17 protein-coding genes are annotated in these 16,376 nt (G+C 68.8%); 10 read left to right on the forward strand and 7 right to left on the reverse strand.

Translation table 11 applies throughout. The features are described 5' to 3' along the window. Position 1 precedes the first annotated feature (1 nt). On the forward strand, positions 2-418 hold the full coding sequence (locus tag MFF30_RS04205) for a CidA/LrgA family protein (RefSeq protein WP_238276948.1): 417 nt from the start codon (positions 2-4) through the stop codon (positions 416-418). Then, positions 415-1,131, forward strand: coding sequence for an LrgB family protein (locus tag MFF30_RS04210; RefSeq protein ID WP_238276956.1), 717 nt, complete (start codon positions 415-417; stop codon positions 1,129-1,131). Before MFF30_RS04205 ends, MFF30_RS04210 begins: the two co-directional genes overlap by 4 nt. A 33-nt stretch (positions 1,132-1,164) precedes the next feature. On the opposite strand, the gene MFF30_RS04215 is transcribed toward MFF30_RS04210, so the two are convergent. Together MFF30_RS04215 and MFF30_RS04220 are read right to left on the reverse strand one after the other, a co-directional pair. Beyond that, complete coding sequence (locus tag MFF30_RS04215; protein ID WP_238276958.1) at positions 1,165-3,279, reverse strand: ABC transporter ATP-binding protein/permease; 2,115 nt, start codon at positions 3,277-3,279, stop codon at positions 1,165-1,167. Between the two features lie 124 nt (positions 3,280-3,403). Then, on the reverse strand, positions 3,404-3,700 hold the full coding sequence (locus tag MFF30_RS04220; protein ID WP_373320838.1) for a hypothetical protein: 297 nt from the start codon (positions 3,698-3,700) through the stop codon (positions 3,404-3,406). A gap of 190 nt (positions 3,701-3,890) precedes the next feature. Here MFF30_RS04220 and MFF30_RS04225 point away from each other — a divergent pair, with 190 nt between their 5' ends. The 3 genes from MFF30_RS04225 to MFF30_RS04235 all read left to right on the forward strand — a co-directional run bounded on the left by MFF30_RS04225 (position 3,891) and on the right by MFF30_RS04235 (position 6,102). After that, the gene (locus MFF30_RS04225; RefSeq protein WP_238276960.1) at positions 3,891-4,523 is read left to right on the forward strand and encodes a 2OG-Fe(II) oxygenase; all 633 of its coding nucleotides are present in this window, start codon (positions 3,891-3,893) and stop codon (positions 4,521-4,523) included. Between the two features lie 207 nt (positions 4,524-4,730). Next, complete coding sequence (locus tag MFF30_RS04230; protein ID WP_238276961.1) at positions 4,731-5,624, forward strand: ParA family protein; 894 nt, start codon at positions 4,731-4,733, stop codon at positions 5,622-5,624. Beyond that, on the forward strand, positions 5,614-6,102 hold the full coding sequence (locus tag MFF30_RS04235) for a hypothetical protein (protein WP_238276963.1): 489 nt from the start codon (positions 5,614-5,616) through the stop codon (positions 6,100-6,102). The genes MFF30_RS04230 and MFF30_RS04235 overlap by 11 nt, the downstream gene beginning before the upstream one ends. A 249-nt stretch (positions 6,103-6,351) precedes the next feature. Here MFF30_RS04235 and groL read toward each other — a convergent pair whose 3' ends face one another. Next, on the reverse strand, positions 6,352-8,007 hold the full coding sequence (gene groL / locus MFF30_RS04240) for a chaperonin GroEL (protein WP_238276965.1): 1,656 nt from the start codon (positions 8,005-8,007) through the stop codon (positions 6,352-6,354). Between the two features lie 98 nt (positions 8,008-8,105). Continuing rightward, positions 8,106-8,393 (reverse strand): co-chaperone GroES, encoded by a 288-nt coding sequence (gene groES / locus MFF30_RS04245; protein WP_018042554.1) that lies wholly within the window; start codon positions 8,391-8,393, stop codon positions 8,106-8,108. Positions 8,394-8,606: 213 nt separating this feature from the next. On the opposite strand from groES, the gene MFF30_RS04250 reads away from it, so the two are divergent. The 4 genes from MFF30_RS04250 (at position 8,607) to MFF30_RS04265 (ending at position 14,038) form a co-directional block, all read left to right on the forward strand. Then, positions 8,607-9,629 (forward strand): magnesium transporter CorA family protein, encoded by a 1,023-nt coding sequence (locus MFF30_RS04250; protein ID WP_238276967.1) that lies wholly within the window; start codon positions 8,607-8,609, stop codon positions 9,627-9,629. A gap of 90 nt (positions 9,630-9,719) precedes the next feature. Further along, positions 9,720-11,183, forward strand: a complete 1,464-nt coding sequence (locus tag MFF30_RS04255; RefSeq protein WP_238276969.1) for a polysaccharide biosynthesis C-terminal domain-containing protein — start codon at positions 9,720-9,722, stop codon at positions 11,181-11,183. Between the two features lie 102 nt (positions 11,184-11,285). After that, positions 11,286-12,473, forward strand: a complete 1,188-nt coding sequence (gene glcE / locus MFF30_RS04260; RefSeq protein WP_238276971.1) for a glycolate oxidase subunit GlcE — start codon at positions 11,286-11,288, stop codon at positions 12,471-12,473. Between the two features lie 182 nt (positions 12,474-12,655). Beyond that, positions 12,656-14,038 (forward strand): heterodisulfide reductase-related iron-sulfur binding cluster, encoded by a 1,383-nt coding sequence (locus MFF30_RS04265; RefSeq protein WP_238276973.1) that lies wholly within the window; start codon positions 12,656-12,658, stop codon positions 14,036-14,038. A 9-nt stretch (positions 14,039-14,047) separates the two neighbouring features. Here the strand turns inward: MFF30_RS04265 and MFF30_RS04270 are convergent, their stop codons facing one another. Then, on the reverse strand, positions 14,048-15,019 hold the full coding sequence (locus MFF30_RS04270) for an MBL fold metallo-hydrolase (RefSeq protein ID WP_238276975.1): 972 nt from the start codon (positions 15,017-15,019) through the stop codon (positions 14,048-14,050). Positions 15,020-15,107: 88 nt separating this feature from the next. Here MFF30_RS04270 and MFF30_RS04275 point away from each other — a divergent pair, with 88 nt between their 5' ends. After that, on the forward strand, positions 15,108-15,947 hold the full coding sequence (locus MFF30_RS04275) for a helix-turn-helix domain-containing protein (RefSeq protein ID WP_238276977.1): 840 nt from the start codon (positions 15,108-15,110) through the stop codon (positions 15,945-15,947). Here MFF30_RS04275 and MFF30_RS04280 read toward each other — a convergent pair. Together MFF30_RS04280 and MFF30_RS04285 are read right to left on the reverse strand one after the other, a co-directional pair. Next, positions 15,897-16,115: a ribbon-helix-helix domain-containing protein gene (locus MFF30_RS04280; RefSeq protein ID WP_238276979.1), complete on the reverse strand. Its 219-nt coding sequence runs from the start codon at positions 16,113-16,115 to the stop codon at positions 15,897-15,899. The two genes, MFF30_RS04275 and MFF30_RS04280, sit on opposite strands and share 51 nt — an antisense overlap. 55 nt (positions 16,116-16,170) lie before the next feature. Next, positions 16,171-16,362, reverse strand: a complete 192-nt coding sequence (locus tag MFF30_RS04285) for a DUF4169 family protein (RefSeq protein WP_238276981.1) — start codon at positions 16,360-16,362, stop codon at positions 16,171-16,173. Positions 16,363-16,376 lie beyond the last annotated feature (14 nt).

The following is a 16,376-nucleotide window of genomic DNA, read 5'->3' on the forward strand; positions in this document are numbered from 1 at the left end:
GATGATCCTCTGCCTCACCCTGATTCTCCTCGCGCAACTCATCGGAGAGGTGCTCGCACGGGCAACCGACCTGCCGGTGCCCGGGCCCCTGATCGGCCTGGCCCTGTTGCTCCTCTTCCTCGTGCTGCGGGACCGGGCGCCGCGCCTCGCCCCGCGCGTCCTGCCGCCGGCCCTGGTGGACGGGCGCCTGGAGGGCACCGGCAAGGGCCTGCTCGCCAACCTCTCGCTGATGTTCGTGCCGGCGGGTGCGGGCATCATCGGTCGCCTCGACGTGCTGGAAGCGCACGGCGTCGCCCTGGCGGTCATCGTGCTGGTGTCGACCCTGTCGACCCTGGCCGCCACCGCGCTCACCTTCGTGGCGGTGTCCCGCTGGCTCGCCAAGGCGAAGCCCGGGACCAAGCCCGGGGCCGCATCGTGACGGGCGATTTCGCCGTCTGGGTCTATCTCTCGCGGACGCCGCTGCTGTGGCTGACCGTGACCCTGCTGGCCTACGTGATCGCGGATCGGATCGCTCAGGCCACGGGACGCCATCCCCTCGCCAACCCGGTGCTGATCGCCATCGCGCTGACGGCCACCGTGCTGGAAACCACGGGGACGCCCTACGCGACCTATTTCGAGGGCGCCCAGTTCGTGCATTTCCTGCTCGGGCCCGCCACGGTGGCCCTGGCGATCCCGCTCTACGAGTACCGCGCCACGGTGCTGCGCGCCCTCGTGCCGATGCTGGCCGCCCTCGTGGTCGGGTCCGTGGTGGCCCTGTCCTCGGCGCTGCTGCTCGGCCGAACCTTCGGGATTCCTCGGGACGTCATCGTCTCGCTCGCCCCGAAATCGGTGACTACCGGCGTCGCCATGGGCATCGCCCAGACCCTCGGGGGTGACCCGACGCTGGCGGCGGTGATCGTCATGCTGACGGGCATGACCGGCGGCATCCTGGTGACGCCCCTGATGAACGCGCTGCGCATACGCGACATGCGGGCGCGGGGCTTCGCGGCGGGCCTCGCCGCGCACGGCGTCGGAACCGCGCGCGCCTTCCAGGTCAACGAGGTGGCGGGCGCCTTCGCGGGAATCGCCCTCGGCTTCAACGCCTTCCTCACGGCGATCCTGGCACCGATCGCCGTGACTTTCCTGCGCTGAGGCGGCCGAGGAGCCGGGACCGGCGCCGGTCGGCTACTCCGCCGCGACGGGGGAGGGCACCTCGCGAGGCACGAAGCGACCCTCGTTGGCCGGCTGCATGTCGAGGCGCCGGTCGTGCAGGCCGTGCAGGGTCGAGCGGTGGCCGATCGACACGATGGTGGTGCCGGGCAGGCGCTCGCGCAGCATCCGGTAGATCGCGGCCTCGCTCGGCTCGTCGAGGGCGGCGGTGGATTCGTCGAGGAAGAGCCAATCCGGCTTGGCCAGCACCGCGCGGGCGACCGCGAGGCGCTGCTGCTCGCCCCCCGAAAGGCGCTGGTCCCAGGCATCGACCTCGTCGAGGCGGTCGGCCAGGCCAGGCAGTTGCGCGGCCATGAGGGCGTCGCGGATCGCCTCGTCGGAGAACATGTCGGTTGTGTTGGGATAGACCACCGCGCCGCGCAGGGTGCCGAGGGGAATGTAGGGCCGCTGCGGCAGCACCAGGGCCGACTGGCCCTTGGGCAGATCGATGCGGCCCTTGCCGAAGGGCCAGATGCCCGCGATCGCGCGGAAGAGCGTCGACTTGCCCGAGCCGGACGGACCGGTGAGCAGGGTCGCGCCACCTTTGGCGATGGTCAGCGTATCGGCCGTCACGATTTCCCGCCCGTCCGGCAGGCTGAGGCTGAGCTTGGAGGCGGTGACGTCGCCCCGCGTTTCGTTGCCCTGGAACAGGCCCTCGCCGGTGCCGCCGATCGCCTCCGCCTTGGTCATGGCCCGCTTGAAGGAGGAGAGGCGGTTGGTGTTGGCCCGGTAGGCCGCGATGGTGACGTAGGAATTGATGAAGAACGACAGCGAGGATTGCACGCTGCCGAAGGCGTCGCCAGTCTGCTGGAATTGCCCCAGGGTGATCTTCTTCAGGAAGTAGGACGGGGCGGCCAGGATATAGGGGAACACCACGCTGATCTGGCTGTAGGACAGGGTGAAGCTGCCGAGCTTAATCCGCCGGACGATGATGCCGAGGTAGTTGTCGATGATCGCGTGAAAGAGGGTGCCCAGCCGCACCGTCTCGGCGCGCTCGCCGCGCAGCAGCGCGATCTGCTCGCCGTAGATGCGGGTGCGGGCCAGCGAAAAGCGGAAATCCGCCTCCACCTTTTCCTGCCGGAAGTCGAGCCCGATCAAGGGGCGTCCGATGATGTGGGTCAGCCAAGTGCCGACGACGGCGTAGCCGACCACCAGCCAGACCAGGAAGCCCGGCACCACCGTGTCGGTGAAGGGCAGCACGAAGTCCCGCGACAGCCCCCAGAGGATGACCATGAAGGAGACCAGGGTCGCGGCCTGCGACAACAGGCGGATCGAGAGCGTCGTCGTCTGCGAGATGAACAGGTTCACGTCGCTCTGGATGCGCTGATCCGGGTTGTCCGCGTGCTCGTCGGTGAAGGGCACCCGGTAATGCGTGCCGGCGTCGAGCCAGCGGCCGTAGAAGCTGCGGGTGAGCCAGGTCCGCCAGCGGATGTGAAGGGTGGCGTCCACGAAGGTGTCGAACATGCCGACAACGACCCAAATCGTCGCCAGCGGCACGAAGACCCAGACGAGCTGATACCAGAACGCGTCGGCGTTATATTCCTGAAGTGCGTTGAAGAGGTCGCGGAACCAGAAGTTCAGCCGCAATTGCAGGGCGACCTGCGCGAAGGTGATGAAGATCGACAGCGCGACGAGTCGCTGGCCGACCTTGCCCTCGGTGCTGCCGAACAACCGGAACGGCCCGATCTCCCGGGTCGGTTTGTCGTTGGTGGCGAAGTACGGGTCCGCGATGAGCGTGATCGCCCGGATCGGTTCCAGGTGCGAGACCGCCAGGACGATACCGGCGAAGACCACCGCGCCGGTGGCGGCGAAGCTCGGCGGCAGCAGAGCGGCCAGGGTCGGCGGCAGCAGGCCCATGGCCGCGGCCTGCTTGGCCCCGGCGAGGAACAGGTAGCCGATGCCGTAAACCGAGACGAAGACCTTGAGGTACGACGAGAGCTTGCCGGAGGCGAGGAGGATGCCCGCCATGGCGAAGCCGCTCAGGGAAACGTAGAGGGGTGGCGAGGGATCGCCGGGCGCGATCAGCAGCACCAGCGCGAAGAGCGCCGTCACCACGGCCTGCAGGCCGAGGCCCGTCCTCAAAGCGGCCACGCGCGTCTCCCTCTGTCGTCTTGATCGTTCTGTCGGCGTGCCGAAGGGCACGCGTCGAACCGGCATTGCAGGCGGGTCGTGGCGAGAACGTGGCGCCCGGCTGCGGCCGATCCGCGAGGGCGCGCTACCAGTCCCAGTCGCCGAATTCGGGCTCGCGGCAGCGATAGCCGATCGGGCATTCAGGGTTGTCGCGGGTCGGCACGAAGCGCAAGTCAGCGATCTCGGTGAGGTTGCACTGGCCGCGGTCCCGCACGAGGCGCTCGGCCGGGCCGCCACCGGGGCCGAACAGGATCGACCCCTTCGCCTTCACCAGGGCCATGGCGTCGGCACAGGTCATCCGCTGGAGCGAGGTCAGGGGGCTCTGAGCATCGGCCGGCGTCGCCAGGACGGCGCAGAGGGCGAGTGCGAGGCGTCTCGTCACGATGCTCGGCGCTGCCCTTAGCGTTTCAATACGCTTAAGCATGGCAGTTTCCGTGTGGCGCGGAAAGGGGTTGCCGTCCGCTCGCCGCAATCGCGCGGTCTATCCACCGGGATTGCGTCCCTCGGGGCGCTCCACCCGGCGCGACCCCAGGCTGCGGGCCCGGTCCGCCCGAACGGACGAACGTCGAGCCATGACGGGACTGTCGATCCTCAACCTTGATGCCGTGCGCGCCGCCCCCGTGTCGCGCGAGCCCTACAGCTTCTTTCTCGGCAACGACGTTCTCAAGCCCGAGGCCGTCGACGAGATCCGCCAGGACTTTCCCGCCATCGCCAAGCCCGGGTACCTCACCGTCGACGAGGTGGCGCTGAAGGGCCGCTTCAAGGCGCTGATCGACGAGTTGGAGAGCGACGAGTTCTCACGCATCATGGGCGAGAAGTTCGGGATCGATCTCGTCTCCTGCCCGCGCCTGACCACCATCATGAAGAAGAGCCAGCCGAAATACGGCTCGATCCACACCGATGGCCCGTCCAAGGTGATGACGATGCTGATCTACATGAACGATGCCTGGGACGCGCCGGCGGCCGGGCGCCTGCGGGTGCTCTACGACGGCAAGAACTACGAGCCTTTCGCCGTCGAGGTGCCGCCCACCATGGGCACGATGTTCGCCTTCCTGAGGGCCGACAATTCCTGGCACGGCCACGAGCCGTTCGAGGGCGAGCGCCGGGTGGTGCAGGTCGCCTGGGTCAAGGACGCCAACGAACTGGAGCGCAAGAAGAAGCGCAATCGCACCGCCCAGTTCTTGAAGGGCATCTTCGGGCGCTGAGTCCCGCGCGTCCCCGCGAGGCGATCGCCACGATCCGGCGACATGACCGGACTTCGATAACCACAGGGTTTTTCGACCGCCTGGACTGTTCAGGCAAGACTCACGCAACGAACTAGCCTACGTCGTCTCTCCGAAATCCGATAAAGCGCCTGACATAGCAAGAGCAGGCCGGGTTCTTGGGAGACGAGCGCGGGAGGGGGCGTGGGCATGACCGGCAAGCTGATTGCGGTCGCCAACATGAAGGGCGGCGTTGGCAAGACCACGACGGTCCTCATGCTGGCGGAGGCCCTGGCCGCCGACGGTGCCCGCGTACTCGTTGTCGATCTCGATCCGCAGGCGAGCGTGTCGGTCTGTCTCGCGGGCGAGGTCCTTCTGGCCGAGCTGATCGCGCACGGGCGAACTCTCGAAGCCTACCTCGCCCTCAAGCTCATCGCCCGCGAAAAACCTCTGCTTCAGCCCCGCATCCGTGCAGGCGTGAGCATGACGATGCATCGGGGCGAGCCCCTCGCCCTCGTCCTGCTGCCGGCAGGGCCGCATCTGCGCTTGGTCGAACGGGAGATCCTCTACTCGCTGACCGCCCGGAACCTGTCGATGCGGGAGATCGACGCCAAGCTGCGCAGGATCTTCGCGGAGGAGTTCCGGCCCCTGGCGCGGGCCTACGACTACGTTCTGTTCGATTGCGCGCCCGGACTTTCGCCGATGACCGAGGTCGCCATCCGTGGCGCCGACCTCGTGCTCGTCACCTCGATTCCCGACTATCTCTCGACCTATGGCCTGGACGCCTTCATCCAGATCATCTGGGAGCAGGCGCGGGACAAGGACGTGTCCGCCCCTCCGCGTCCGCCCTACGTCCTGGTGACGCGCTTCCAGCGGCAGATTCGTCAGCACCAGACGATCCTCGCCCGGCTGGAGACCGAGGCAGCAGCGGACAATGCCGGGTTCCGCCTGCTCGCGACGCGGATCCCGCAGGCCGCCTCCCTGGCGCAAGCTCTGATGCCGCGCGCCGTATCGCCGACCTTCTCGGCCAAGTACGGGGCGCACGTCTCCACTATTCTCAGCCCGCTGATCGGTGAAGTGAAGGATATCTTCCGTGCCGCTTGACGTGGATGGCCTTGCCCTCCTCAAGGCGATCATGGCGGCGCCGGACGCATTTCCCGACATCGTGGGGGAAGCCGCCAGAGCGGCCCGCGCCCTCGTGATCCGGCAGCTCAAGGCGAAGACCCTCACCCTGTCCGGTCTGCGCCGGATGTACGAATGCCTCGGCCACGAGGTCTTCACCCTCGTGGCCGACGACCTCACCGAGGCCGAGGCGCGGACCCTCGTGGCCCGATTCGATCCACGCCATCCCGACGGCATGACCGCCCCGCCCCATTGGCTGCGCCGCCAGATCGTGGTTCTGGCGGGCGGCGCCGAACCGTGCGCCGGTGGAAAGACGGTCCGGACGCCCCGCCCGTCGGCTCCGGCCGCCGCCCCGGTGGTCCGGGCCATCGGAAGCCCCGCCTTCACCGCGCGCTGGGACGGACAGGACCACGATCCGCCTCCCCGCAAGGACAAATCCAAGGCCAAGGGCAAGGCTTAGGCGGACCTCACACGACGCCCGGTCGCGGACGGTTCCCGCTTGGGCGTGGCCATCGCAACGGGTTTTCGCGAGAGCCACCGGGCCCGCTCGGGCATCGCGGCCGCATGGAGCATGAAAAAGGGGCCGCCTTCCGGCGACCCCTTTTTCGTCGTGTCGAGGATGGCAGCCGCCTGACTCTCCCGCCGTCCGGGCCCGCTTGCGCGGGTCCGGACATCGTCCAGGAAGTCAGTGGGGCAAGAGCCGGACTTCTTAGAAGTCCATGCCGCCCATGCCGCCGCCCATGCCGCCGCCGCCCGGCATGCCGCCGCCGGCGCTGTCCTTCTTCGGAGCATCGGCGATCATGGCTTCGGTGGTGACGAGGAGGCCGGCGATCGAGGAGGCGTCCTGCAGGGCGGTGCGCACGACCTTGGCCGGGTCGACGATGCCGGCCTGGATCATGTCGACATACTCTTCGGTCTGGGCGTTGAAGCCGTAGGTGATCGAAGAGGTGTTGTCGGTGATCTTGCCGACCACGATCGAGCCCTCGACGCCGGAGTTGGCGGCGATCTGGCGGATCGGGGCCTCAAGGGCCTTCAGCACGATCTTGATGCCGGCCTGGACGTCCGGGTTGTCGCTGGTGAGGGCGCGGACGGCCTCACGGGCGCGGAGCAGAGCGGTGCCGCCGCCGGGGACGATGCCCTCTTCCACCGCAGCGCGGGTGGCGTTGAGCGCGTCGTCGACGCGGTCCTTCTTCTCCTTGACCTCGACCTCGGTCGCGCCGCCGACGCGGATGACCGCGACGCCGCCGGCGAGCTTGGCCAGGCGCTCCTGCAGCTTCTCACGGTCGTAGTCCGAGGTGGTCTCCTCGATCTGCGCCTTGATCTGGCCCACGCGAGCTTCGATGTCCGCCTTCTCGCCGAGACCGTCGATGATCGTGGTGGTCTCCTTCTCGATGCGGATGCGCTTGGCGCGGCCGAGCATCGGGAGGGTGACGTTCTCGAGCTTGATGCCGAGGTCTTCGGCGATCATCTGACCCTGGGTCAGGATCGCGATGTCCTCGAGCATGGCCTTGCGGCGATCGCCGAAGCCCGGAGCCTTGACGGCCGCGACCTTGAGGCCGCCGCGCAGCTTGTTCACGACGAGCGTGGCGAGCGCCTCACCCTCGATGTCCTCGGCGATGATGACGAGCGGCTTGCCGGTCTGCACCACGGCCTCGAGAACCGGCAGCATCGCCTGGAGCGACGAGAGCTTTTTCTCGTGGATGAGGATGTAGGGGTCCTCGAGCTCGGCGACCATCTTCTCCGCGTTCGTGATGAAGTACGGGGAGAGGTAGCCGCGGTCGAACTGCATGCCCTCGACGACGTCGAGCTCGGTCTCGGCCGTCTTGGCCTCCTCGACGGTGATGACACCCTCGTTGCCGACCTTCTGCATGGCGTGGGCGATCATCTCGCCGATTTCCTTGTCGCCGTTGGCCGAGATGGTGCCGACCTGGGCAACTTCCTCGGACGAGGCGACCTTCTTGGCGCGGCTCGTGATGTCCTTCACGGCGGCGGTGGTGGCGAGGTCGATGCCGCGCTTCAGGTCCATCGGGTTCATGCCGGCGGCGACGTACTTGGCGCCTTCACGGACGATGGCCTGGGCCAGGACGGTGGCGGTGGTGGTGCCGTCGCCCGCGATGTCGTTGGTCTTCGAGGCCACTTCGCGCACCATCTGGGCGCCCATGTTCTCGAACTTGTCGGCGAGCTCGATCTCCTTGGCGACGGTGACGCCGTCCTTGGTGATGCGGGGGGCGCCGAAGCTCTTCTCGATGACGACGTTGCGGCCCTTGGGGCCGAGCGTCACCTTGACGGCGTCCGCCAGGATGTCGACGCCGCGCAGCATCTTCTCGCGGGCATCGGAGCCGAAGCGTACTTCTTTCGCTGCCATGTTTAATTCCTCATGCTGTGGGAAGCCCCGAGGCGCTCAAGGGGAGAGCGCGCTCAAAGGGCTTGGATGGGGGACGAAGGAAGAGGGCAGGCCGCTGTTTAAGCGACGACGCCCATGATGTCGGATTCCTTCATGATCAGGAGGTCCTGACCATCGATCTTCACCTCGGTGCCGGACCACTTGCCGAACAGGACGCGGTCACCGGCCTTGACGTCGAGCGGGTTCACGCGGCCGGCCTCGTCACGGGCGCCGGGGCCGACGGCGACGATCTCGCCCTCTTGCGGCTTCTCCTTGGCGGTATCCGGGATGATGATGCCACCCTTCGTCTTCTCTTCGCCTTCGATGCGGCGGACGACGACACGGTCGTGCAGCGGACGGAACTTCATGAGCTGCCCTCTTGCTTCAAATTCGTGGATGGCGTTGATGCGGCGCGGCAGCGCGCTCAACCCGAGCCGTTAGCACTCTCTTTGGGTGAGTGCTAACGCTGGCGCCGAATTAGGCGTATGGGGCCGTCGAGTCAAGACTGTCGCAGGGTCTGGCGACGGTTCGACGACGGGTTCGTTCTCGTTTTTTCCAGCCCGACGGAAAGTCCTTCGCGGATGATCAAGCTCCACGGTCCGCAGGGCGCGGTCGAGACAGAGGCTTCTTCGACAGGCGCCGACGCGCCCGGGACCGCCTATCCGCCCCACGTGGTCTGGATCGATCTCGAAGATCCGAGCGCCGAGGAGGCGCAACGGGTCGAGGCCGCCACCGGGATCCGCGTTCCCTCGCGAAAGGCCCTGAGCGAGGTCGAGAACTCGAGCCGGCTGCGGCGCCTGAAGCACGGCTTCTCGCTGTCCACACCGATGATCACCTTCGACAAGCTCGATTCGCAGCTCAAACCCTTGGGCTTCGTGCTGACGAAGGATCGCCTCGTCACCGTGCGCTTCCACGACCTGCGCGCCTTCGCGGAGGTGCGGAAGCGGATCGACGAGGGGGACGGACCCGGCACCACCAGCACCGAGATCTTCCTCCTGCTCATGGAGGAACTGGTCGACAGCCTCGCGGATGCCCTGGAGGAGATGGGCGCCGATCTGGACTCCCTCTCGACGCGGATCTTCGATTTCGACGTGCGCAGCACCGCAGCGGGCGACGTCCGCCCGCCCAATCAGACGCCGCGCCGCCGCGACCTGGCGCTGCGCCGGATCCTGCGCGGCATCGGGCGGCGCGGCAAGGCGCTGGGCAAGATCCGCTCCAGCCTCCTCGGCCTCGAGCGGATCGTGCCCTTCGTCGCCAACGAGTGCGAGCAGATGCTGGGCGAGGAACAGGTGCCGCGTTTCGAGGCGGTGCGCCGTGACATCGCCTCCCTCGACGAGTTCGAGATCCGGCTTTCGGAGAACGTGCAGTTCCTCCTCGACGCGACGCTGGGCCTGATCAGCATCGAGCAGAACAACACGTTCCGGGTGCTCACCGTGGCCTCCGTCGTCGGCATTCCCCCGACTCTGATCGCCTCGATGTACGGCATGAACTTCAAGCACATACCCGAGCTCGAATGGGCCTACGGGTACCCCTACGGCCTCGCGCTGATCCTGATCAGCGCCATCATTCCGATCGTTTTCTTTCGGATTCGGGGCTGGTTGTGACCGGTTGACGGAATGTTTGCTCGCCCGCGCTAGACCCGCGCATCGCGGCGGCATCCCCAAGCCGGCGCCCGAGGATGATTCGTCCGCGCCATGGCCGTGATCGCTGCCTTCGTCCTCAATGCCGGACTAAACTTCGTCCTCGGCCTGCTCATCGCCCAGTTGCTGGGACCGGCCGATTTCGGCCTGTTCGCCCTGGCGACGGCCGGCGCCATCGTGGCCAACACCGTTCTGTTCGAATGGCTGCGCCTCTCGGCGACCCGGTTCTACTCCACCCGGGTCCGCCACGATGAGCCTTGGATCCGGCAGGGGCTCGACCGGGCCTACGCGGTGCTGACGCTGGGCCTGCTCGGGGCGGCATTCCTCTCGGCCGCCCTCGGCATCGTCGTGGAGCCGGGGCCCGAAGGGCATCTCGCGATTGCGGCCGGTGCTGCTCTCGCGGCCATCGGCATCGGCATCTTCGATTATCATGCGGCGCTCGCCCGCGCCCGCTTCGACGGCGGCCTCTACTTCCGGCTGGTCGCCGTGAAGAACGTCCTCTCCTTCGTCATGATGGCGGGTGCGGCCTGGTTCTTTCCGCAGCCGGTCTGGGTGCTTGCCGCCGCCGGGATCAGCCAAGCCCTCGCGATCGCGTTCCTGCACCGCCCCTTGCGCGACCCCGTCGCGCCCCGCCAGCGGGTGCGCCTGCGCGAGACCTGGCGGCTCTTCGTTGCCTATGGCCTGCCGCTGATCGCTGCGAACGCGATCTACCAGCTCCTCCCCTTCATCAACCGGGGCAGCATCGCGGCGCATGGCGGGCTTGCGGAGGCCGGGTATTTCGCGCTGGCCGCCGACGTCACCACCCGCAGCATCGGCACCCTCGGCACCGCCCTCGATCTGCTGCTGTTCCAGCTCGCCGTGCGGGTCGAGGAGCACGAGGGCCGAGAGGCCGCCGAGCGTCAGGTCGCCCGGAACACCGGCGTGGTGGTGGCACTTCTGCTGCCCTGCGCGGTCGGGTTCTGGGTCGTCCTTCCGGCGCTCCAGGCCCTGGTGGTACCGGAGGCCTTCCGGGGTCCCTTCGCGGCCTATGCGGGCCTGATGGTCCCCGGCTTCTTCTGCCTCGCGATGATGAACTTCGCCCTGAACCCGATCTTCCAGATCCGGCGGCGCACCCGGCCGGTCATCGCCGCCGCCCTCGTCGGGCTCCTCGTCAACGCCGCCGGGCTCTGGGTCCTGCCGCAGCACCTCGGTTCCGAGGGAGTCGCGATCGCGCAGACGCTGGGCCTCGCCGCCGCGACGCTGCTCCTTGCCCTGCGCGCGCTCACCGGCCGGGACCGGCTGGCCCTGCCGTGGTGGGACATCCTGGCGGCCGGAATCGCATCCCTGGCGATGGCGCTCTGCCTCCAGCCCCTGCGCCACATCGAGCCGGCCCGGTGCCTTGCCTTAAGCATCCCCCTCGGGATGCTTATCTACGCCGCCCTGGTCTGGATCTTCGACATCGCCGGCCTGCGCGCCCATGCCGAGGCGCGCTTCGGGCGCGGCGTCTCCGGTGCGGCGAAGCCGGCGGGCGCCGATTAGGCCTGCATCGGCAGATGTCATCGCCCTGATCCTGTTCTAAGGTGGCGCCCTCAGGGACAGGGTCGCGGATGCCGCAGAGCATCCCGGATCGGGCAGGAAACCATGCATTCGTACGAGCCTCACGACGAGGGTGCGGCGGCCGAGATCGTCCGCGCGGCAGCCGCCACATCCGAGCGGCTTCGCCTCGTCGGCGGCGGGACCAAGAGCGGTATCGGCCGGCCGGCCCAGGATGAAGCCACGCTCTCCGGCGCGAGCCTCACCGGCATCACCCTCTACGAGCCCGCCGAGATGGTCGTCGCCGCCCGGGCCGGGACGCCGCTCGCCGAGGTCCAGGCGATGCTGGCCGCACGCGGGCAGATGCTGCCCTTCGAGCCCATGGACCACCGCCCCCTGATGGGCACCACCGGCGAGCCGACCTTCGGTGCTGTGGCGGCGGCCAACAATTCCGGGCCGCGCCGCATCAACGCGGGTGCCGCGCGCGACAGCCTGATCGGCGTACGCTTCGTCAACGGACGCGGCGAGGCGATCAAGTCGGGGGGCCGCGTGATGAAGAACGTCACGGGCCTCGACCTCGTGAAGCTGATGGCCGGCTCCTGGGGCACCCTCGGCCTCCTCACCGAGGTGACGTTCAAGGTGCTGCCCGTCCAGGAGCGGGTCGCCACCCTGGTGTTCGCGGACCTGGACGATGCCCGCGCCATCGCGGCCCTGAGCGCGGCCCTGGGTTCGCCCTTCGAACTCACCGGTGCCGCTCACCTGCCCGGCGGGATCGAGGGGGCCGGCCCGCGCACGCTGATGCGGATCGAGGGCTTCTCGGAGTCGATCGACTACCGCCTTGAGGAACTGCGCCGCCTGCTCAAGCGCTTCGGCCAGCCCGAGATCGTCGAGGGCGAGGCCGGGACTGTGCTCTGGGCGCGCATCCGCGATGCGGTCGCCTTCGCCGAGCCCCGCGATTCCGCGATCTGGCGCATCTCGACCGCGCCGACCCGCGGCCCCGCCGTGACCGCCGCGATCGGCGCCCGGCGCGACGCCCGTTGGTTCTATGACTGGGGCGGCGGCCTGATCTGGCTCGCGACGGATGCGTCCGGCGATGCCGGCGCGGAGATCATTCGGACGGCTGTGCGGGCGGAGGGTGGCCACGCCACGCTGGTGCGCGCGCCTGATGCCGTCCGCGCCGCCGTGCCGGTGTTCGAACCGCTCTCCGAGCCGCTGATGCGGATCACCACCGGCATCAAGGCGGCGCATGATCCGAAGGGCCTGTTCAATCCCGGCCGGATGTATGCCGGCATCTGAGACGGGACCCGGCCGGGCGCTGCGGGACAAGGCCGCGCCGACGGCGCTGTTCGGAGCGATTCCAAGGCTCGGCAACGGCTGCAAGACGCTCTAGACTGACGGTTCAAGAACGACGATGCCGCCACGGGCCCGCCGCGAGCCGGACCCGATGGACGGCGCGAGGGTGGACCCGAGGACACGCCGTGCAGACCAATTTCAGCCTGACGCAGCTCGCCGATCCGGCCATGGCGGCGTCCGAGAAGATTCTGCGGACCTGTGTCCATTGCGGCTTCTGCACCGCGACCTGTCCGACCTATCTGCTCCTCGGCGATGAACTCGACTCCCCGCGCGGGCGGATCTATCTGATTAAGGACATGCTCGAAGGTGGAAAGCCGGCGGTGCCGGAAGTGGTCAAGCATGTCGACCGCTGCCTCTCGTGCCTGTCCTGCATGACGACCTGTCCGTCAGGGGTGCATTACATGCACCTCGTCGACCATGCCCGGGCGCATATCGAGGAAACCTATCGGCGTCCCTTGAGCGACCGGTTGCTCCGCAGCGTGCTGGCCTTCGTGCTGCCCTACCCGAACCGCTTCCGCCTCGCCCTCCTTGGGGCGAAGCTCGGCGCCCCGTTCCGGCCCCTGGTGGCGCGGCTGCCGCGGGTCGGCAACCGCCTTGCGGCCATGCTCGACCTCGCCCCGACCCACCTGCCGAACCGCAACCCGACCGACCGGCCTGGCACCTTCCCGCCCGAGACGCGCGCCCTGGAAGCGAGCGCGGCCTTGCACGGCGAAACCGCGCCCGCCCGGACCGGCCGGGTCGCGCTGTTGCGCGGCTGCGCCCAGAGCGTCCTGCGCCCCGACTTCAACGAGGCGGCGATCCGTCTGCTGACCCGGCACGGGGTCGAGGTGGTCCAGGCGAAGGGGGAGGGGTGCTGCGGTGCGCTCACCCATCACATGGGCAAGGCGGACGCGTCGCACGCCCAAGCGCAGCGGACCATCGACGCCTGGATCGCCGAGATGGATGGCGCCGGCCTCGATGCAATCCTCGTCACCGCCTCGGGCTGCGGCACGACGATCAAGGATTACGGCTTCATGTTCCGCGAAGACCCGGCCTATGCGGAGAAGGCCAAGCGCGTCTCCGCCATTGCCAAGGACGTCACCGAGTACGTGGCCACCATCGGTCTGATGCCGCCGATCGTCGAGACCGACCTCGTGGTCGCCTACCACTCGGCCTGCTCGATGCAGCACGGCCAGGGCATTCGCACCGAGCCGAAGAACCTCCTGAAGTCGGCGGGCTTCATCGTGAAGGACGTGCCCGAGGGCCACATCTGCTGTGGCTCGGCCGGCACCTACAACATCCTCCAGCCCGAGATCGCCAACCGCCTGCGCGACCGCAAGGTCGCCAATATCGAGCGGATGCGCCCCGACGTCATCGCCACCGGCAATATCGGCTGCGCCACCCAGATCGGTAAGGGCACGGCGATCCCGATCGTCCACACCGCGGAATTGCTCGACTGGGCGACCGGCGGCCCGAAGCCGGTGGCTCTGGAGGGACTGCCCGAGCGGACGCTGCTGGCGGCGGAATAGGCCGTCGCTTTAGCGCTGGATGGGGTCCGCCATCGGAATCCAGCGGTACCCGGCGCCGTCGCGGACGACATGGCCGAGGGACGGAAAGGCGGTGTGGTAGCCGGCGACGAGGATGCGATCGGTGGCGGCCATGTCGTAGATCGTCCGGCGAGTCGCGGCGCCGGCCGCCTTGTCCATGTCGAACAGGGCGTGCCAGTCGGGCCGTGCCAGGGAGGCGACCTCGTGATGGGCGCAGTCGCCCCAGACCAGCATGCGCTGGCCTTCGCTCTCCACGTGGAAGGCGAGGTGGCCCGGCGTGTGGCCGAAGGCCGCCACCGCATCGATGCCCGGGACCACGTTCTGCCCGGGCTCCATGAAGCGGATACGCTCCGCCAGTGGAAGCAGGTGGCTGCGGAAGACGCGGGCCGACTTGAATTCGTTGTCGTCCGGCGCGCCCGCGAGACGGTCGTCGCTCCGCCAGAAGGCGAATTCCCGTTCCCCCAGCACGTACCCAGCTCTGGGGAAGAGCGGCCGTCCGTCCTCTAGAAGCCCACCGATATGGTCTGTGTGGCAGTGGGTCAGCACCACGAGGTCGATCGCGTCCGGCGACAGGCCCGCCTGCCGCACGAGGCGCGCCAATTGTCCACCGGCCGGACGCGGCACGAACCCGACCTCACCGTTGCCGCTGTCGAACAGGACGGTCTGGCGGCCGGTCCGGACGAGGATCGGCGTGAAGCCGGGCTTGAAGCGGTCCGGCGGACGCCCGTTCTCCCGCATCAGGGCCTCGACCTCGGCTTTCGGGCGGTCCTCGCCCACGATCGGCCAGGGCCCGTCGATGGCGACGTCGGCGTCGCGAAACGTGGTGACGGTGAAGGCGCCGAGGGAGATCTGGTGCAGCCCGGCGGCCAGCGGCGGCGTTGGCATGGCTGCGAGCGCGGACCTCGGCAGGACGAGGCCGGCGGCCAGGGTTGCGGCGAGATGACGGCGGGTGAGTTCGGTCATCGCTGGGTGTTTCCCGAGGAGCCCGGTTCCGTCAAGATGCTCGCGGGACCGGTTGCCAACGGGTCTATCGCGGCGGGAGGGGCCCGGCTTGAACGAACGTGCTGCGCCGGCCGGCGCGTCACCCGGCCCGATTTGGCATGTGGAGGGGGGACACACGCTCTTCGCCGGCCCGCTCGCCTACAACGCGAGCCATCAGCACGGCGCCCCGGTTTACCTCGCGGGGCTCTACGGCACCTTCCGCATCCGCTTCCAGCCGGGGGACTGGATCACCTGCCGCACGGCCTTCGTCCCGGCCGGGATGCCGCACGAACTCAGCTGCGGCGGCGATCCCCTCGGCGTCCTCTACCGTGAGCCCGATGCCGGAGCACGCGCCCTCGCCGGGCTGATGGGCCCGGCCGATCCGGTCGGCAGCGCCCTCGTGGGCCGGAGCGGGGAGGTCGGCGCCTTGCGGGCGCTGTTCGAGCGGCGCGACGCCTGCGACTGGGCCGGCGCAGCCATCGCCGACCTCTCCGATTTCGCAGGCCGGCGGACCGATCTGCCGGTCGATCCCCGGATCGCGAGGATACTCGTCGAACTGCGCGCCCGGCCGGACGCCCAACTGAGCGCGGGACGGCTCGCCACGGCGGCGTCCCTGTCCTCCTCCCGGATGCAGCACCTGTTCAGCGCGGCCATGGGCGTCCCGTTCCGGCGCTATCGGGGCTGGCTGCGCATGCGGCGCGCCATCGAGGCCGTCGTGCAGGGCGCCAACTTCACACGGGCCGCGCACGAAGCGGCGTTCGCCGACCAGGCGCATTTCGCCAACGCGTTCCGCCGGACCTTCGGCGCGCCGGCCTCCTACAGCCTGCTGGACATCCGCCGCCCGACGACCGCGTGGCCGTCAGGCCTGCGCCCGCACGCTCGCCAGTACGAACACCCGGATGGCGGATGAGAGGTTCTGGCCTTCCCGCCCGGCATCAATGGCGCCGATCAGGGCCTGGACGGACTGGCCGCGCGCCGCAGCGATCGCCCGCAGGGCCTCCCAGAACGGGTCCTCCAGGGACACGCTGGTCCGGTGGCCGGCGATCATTACGGAGCGCTTGGTGACGCCGGTGGTCATCGCCGATCCCAACCCTCCCCCCTCTGCGGGGGAGGGTCACGCGTCGCGTCCCCCATCACCCCTCCGAATCCGGCCCCATCAGCTTGTGGCCCTCGTGGCGCGAGACCTCGATCGCCTTCTTTGCCTCGGCCAGAGTCTTGGCCTTCTTCGGGCGGCCGAAGGCGATCCGGTTGTCCGCCGCCTTCGCCTCCTTCTCCACCCGCGCCCGGTCCTTGCGGGCCTGGCGCAGGTTGATGATCTCCGCCATGCCGGTCGGCTCCC

The organism is Methylobacterium goesingense, from assembly GCF_022179225.1.
GTDB lineage: Bacteria > Pseudomonadota > Alphaproteobacteria > Rhizobiales > Beijerinckiaceae > Methylobacterium > Methylobacterium goesingense.

What these genes read in the sequence shown, in the direction of transcription:
- MFF30_RS04205 (WP_238276948.1), top strand. Translation starts at nt 2, where the DNA reads ATGATCCTCTGCCTCACCCTGATTCTCCTCGCGCAACTCATCGGAGAG.
- MFF30_RS04225 (WP_238276960.1), top strand. Translation starts at nt 3,891, where the DNA reads ATGACGGGACTGTCGATCCTCAACCTTGATGCCGTGCGCGCCGCCCCC.
- glcE (WP_238276971.1), top strand. Translation starts at nt 11,286, where the DNA reads ATGCATTCGTACGAGCCTCACGACGAGGGTGCGGCGGCCGAGATCGTC.
- MFF30_RS04285 (WP_238276981.1), bottom strand. Translation starts at nt 16,362, where the DNA reads ATGGCGGAGATCATCAACCTGCGCCAGGCCCGCAAGGACCGGGCGCGG.
- groES (WP_018042554.1), bottom strand. Translation starts at nt 8,393, where the DNA reads ATGAAGTTCCGTCCGCTGCACGACCGTGTCGTCGTCCGCCGCATCGAA.
- groL (WP_238276965.1), bottom strand. Translation starts at nt 8,007, where the DNA reads ATGGCAGCGAAAGAAGTACGCTTCGGCTCCGATGCCCGCGAGAAGATG.
- MFF30_RS04280 (WP_238276979.1), bottom strand. Translation starts at nt 16,115, where the DNA reads ATGACCACCGGCGTCACCAAGCGCTCCGTAATGATCGCCGGCCACCGG.
- MFF30_RS04250 (WP_238276967.1), top strand. Translation starts at nt 8,607, where the DNA reads ATGATCAAGCTCCACGGTCCGCAGGGCGCGGTCGAGACAGAGGCTTCT.
- MFF30_RS04255 (WP_238276969.1), top strand. Translation starts at nt 9,720, where the DNA reads ATGGCCGTGATCGCTGCCTTCGTCCTCAATGCCGGACTAAACTTCGTC.
- MFF30_RS04270 (WP_238276975.1), bottom strand. Translation starts at nt 15,019, where the DNA reads ATGACCGAACTCACCCGCCGTCATCTCGCCGCAACCCTGGCCGCCGGC.
- MFF30_RS04230 (WP_238276961.1), top strand. Translation starts at nt 4,731, where the DNA reads ATGACCGGCAAGCTGATTGCGGTCGCCAACATGAAGGGCGGCGTTGGC.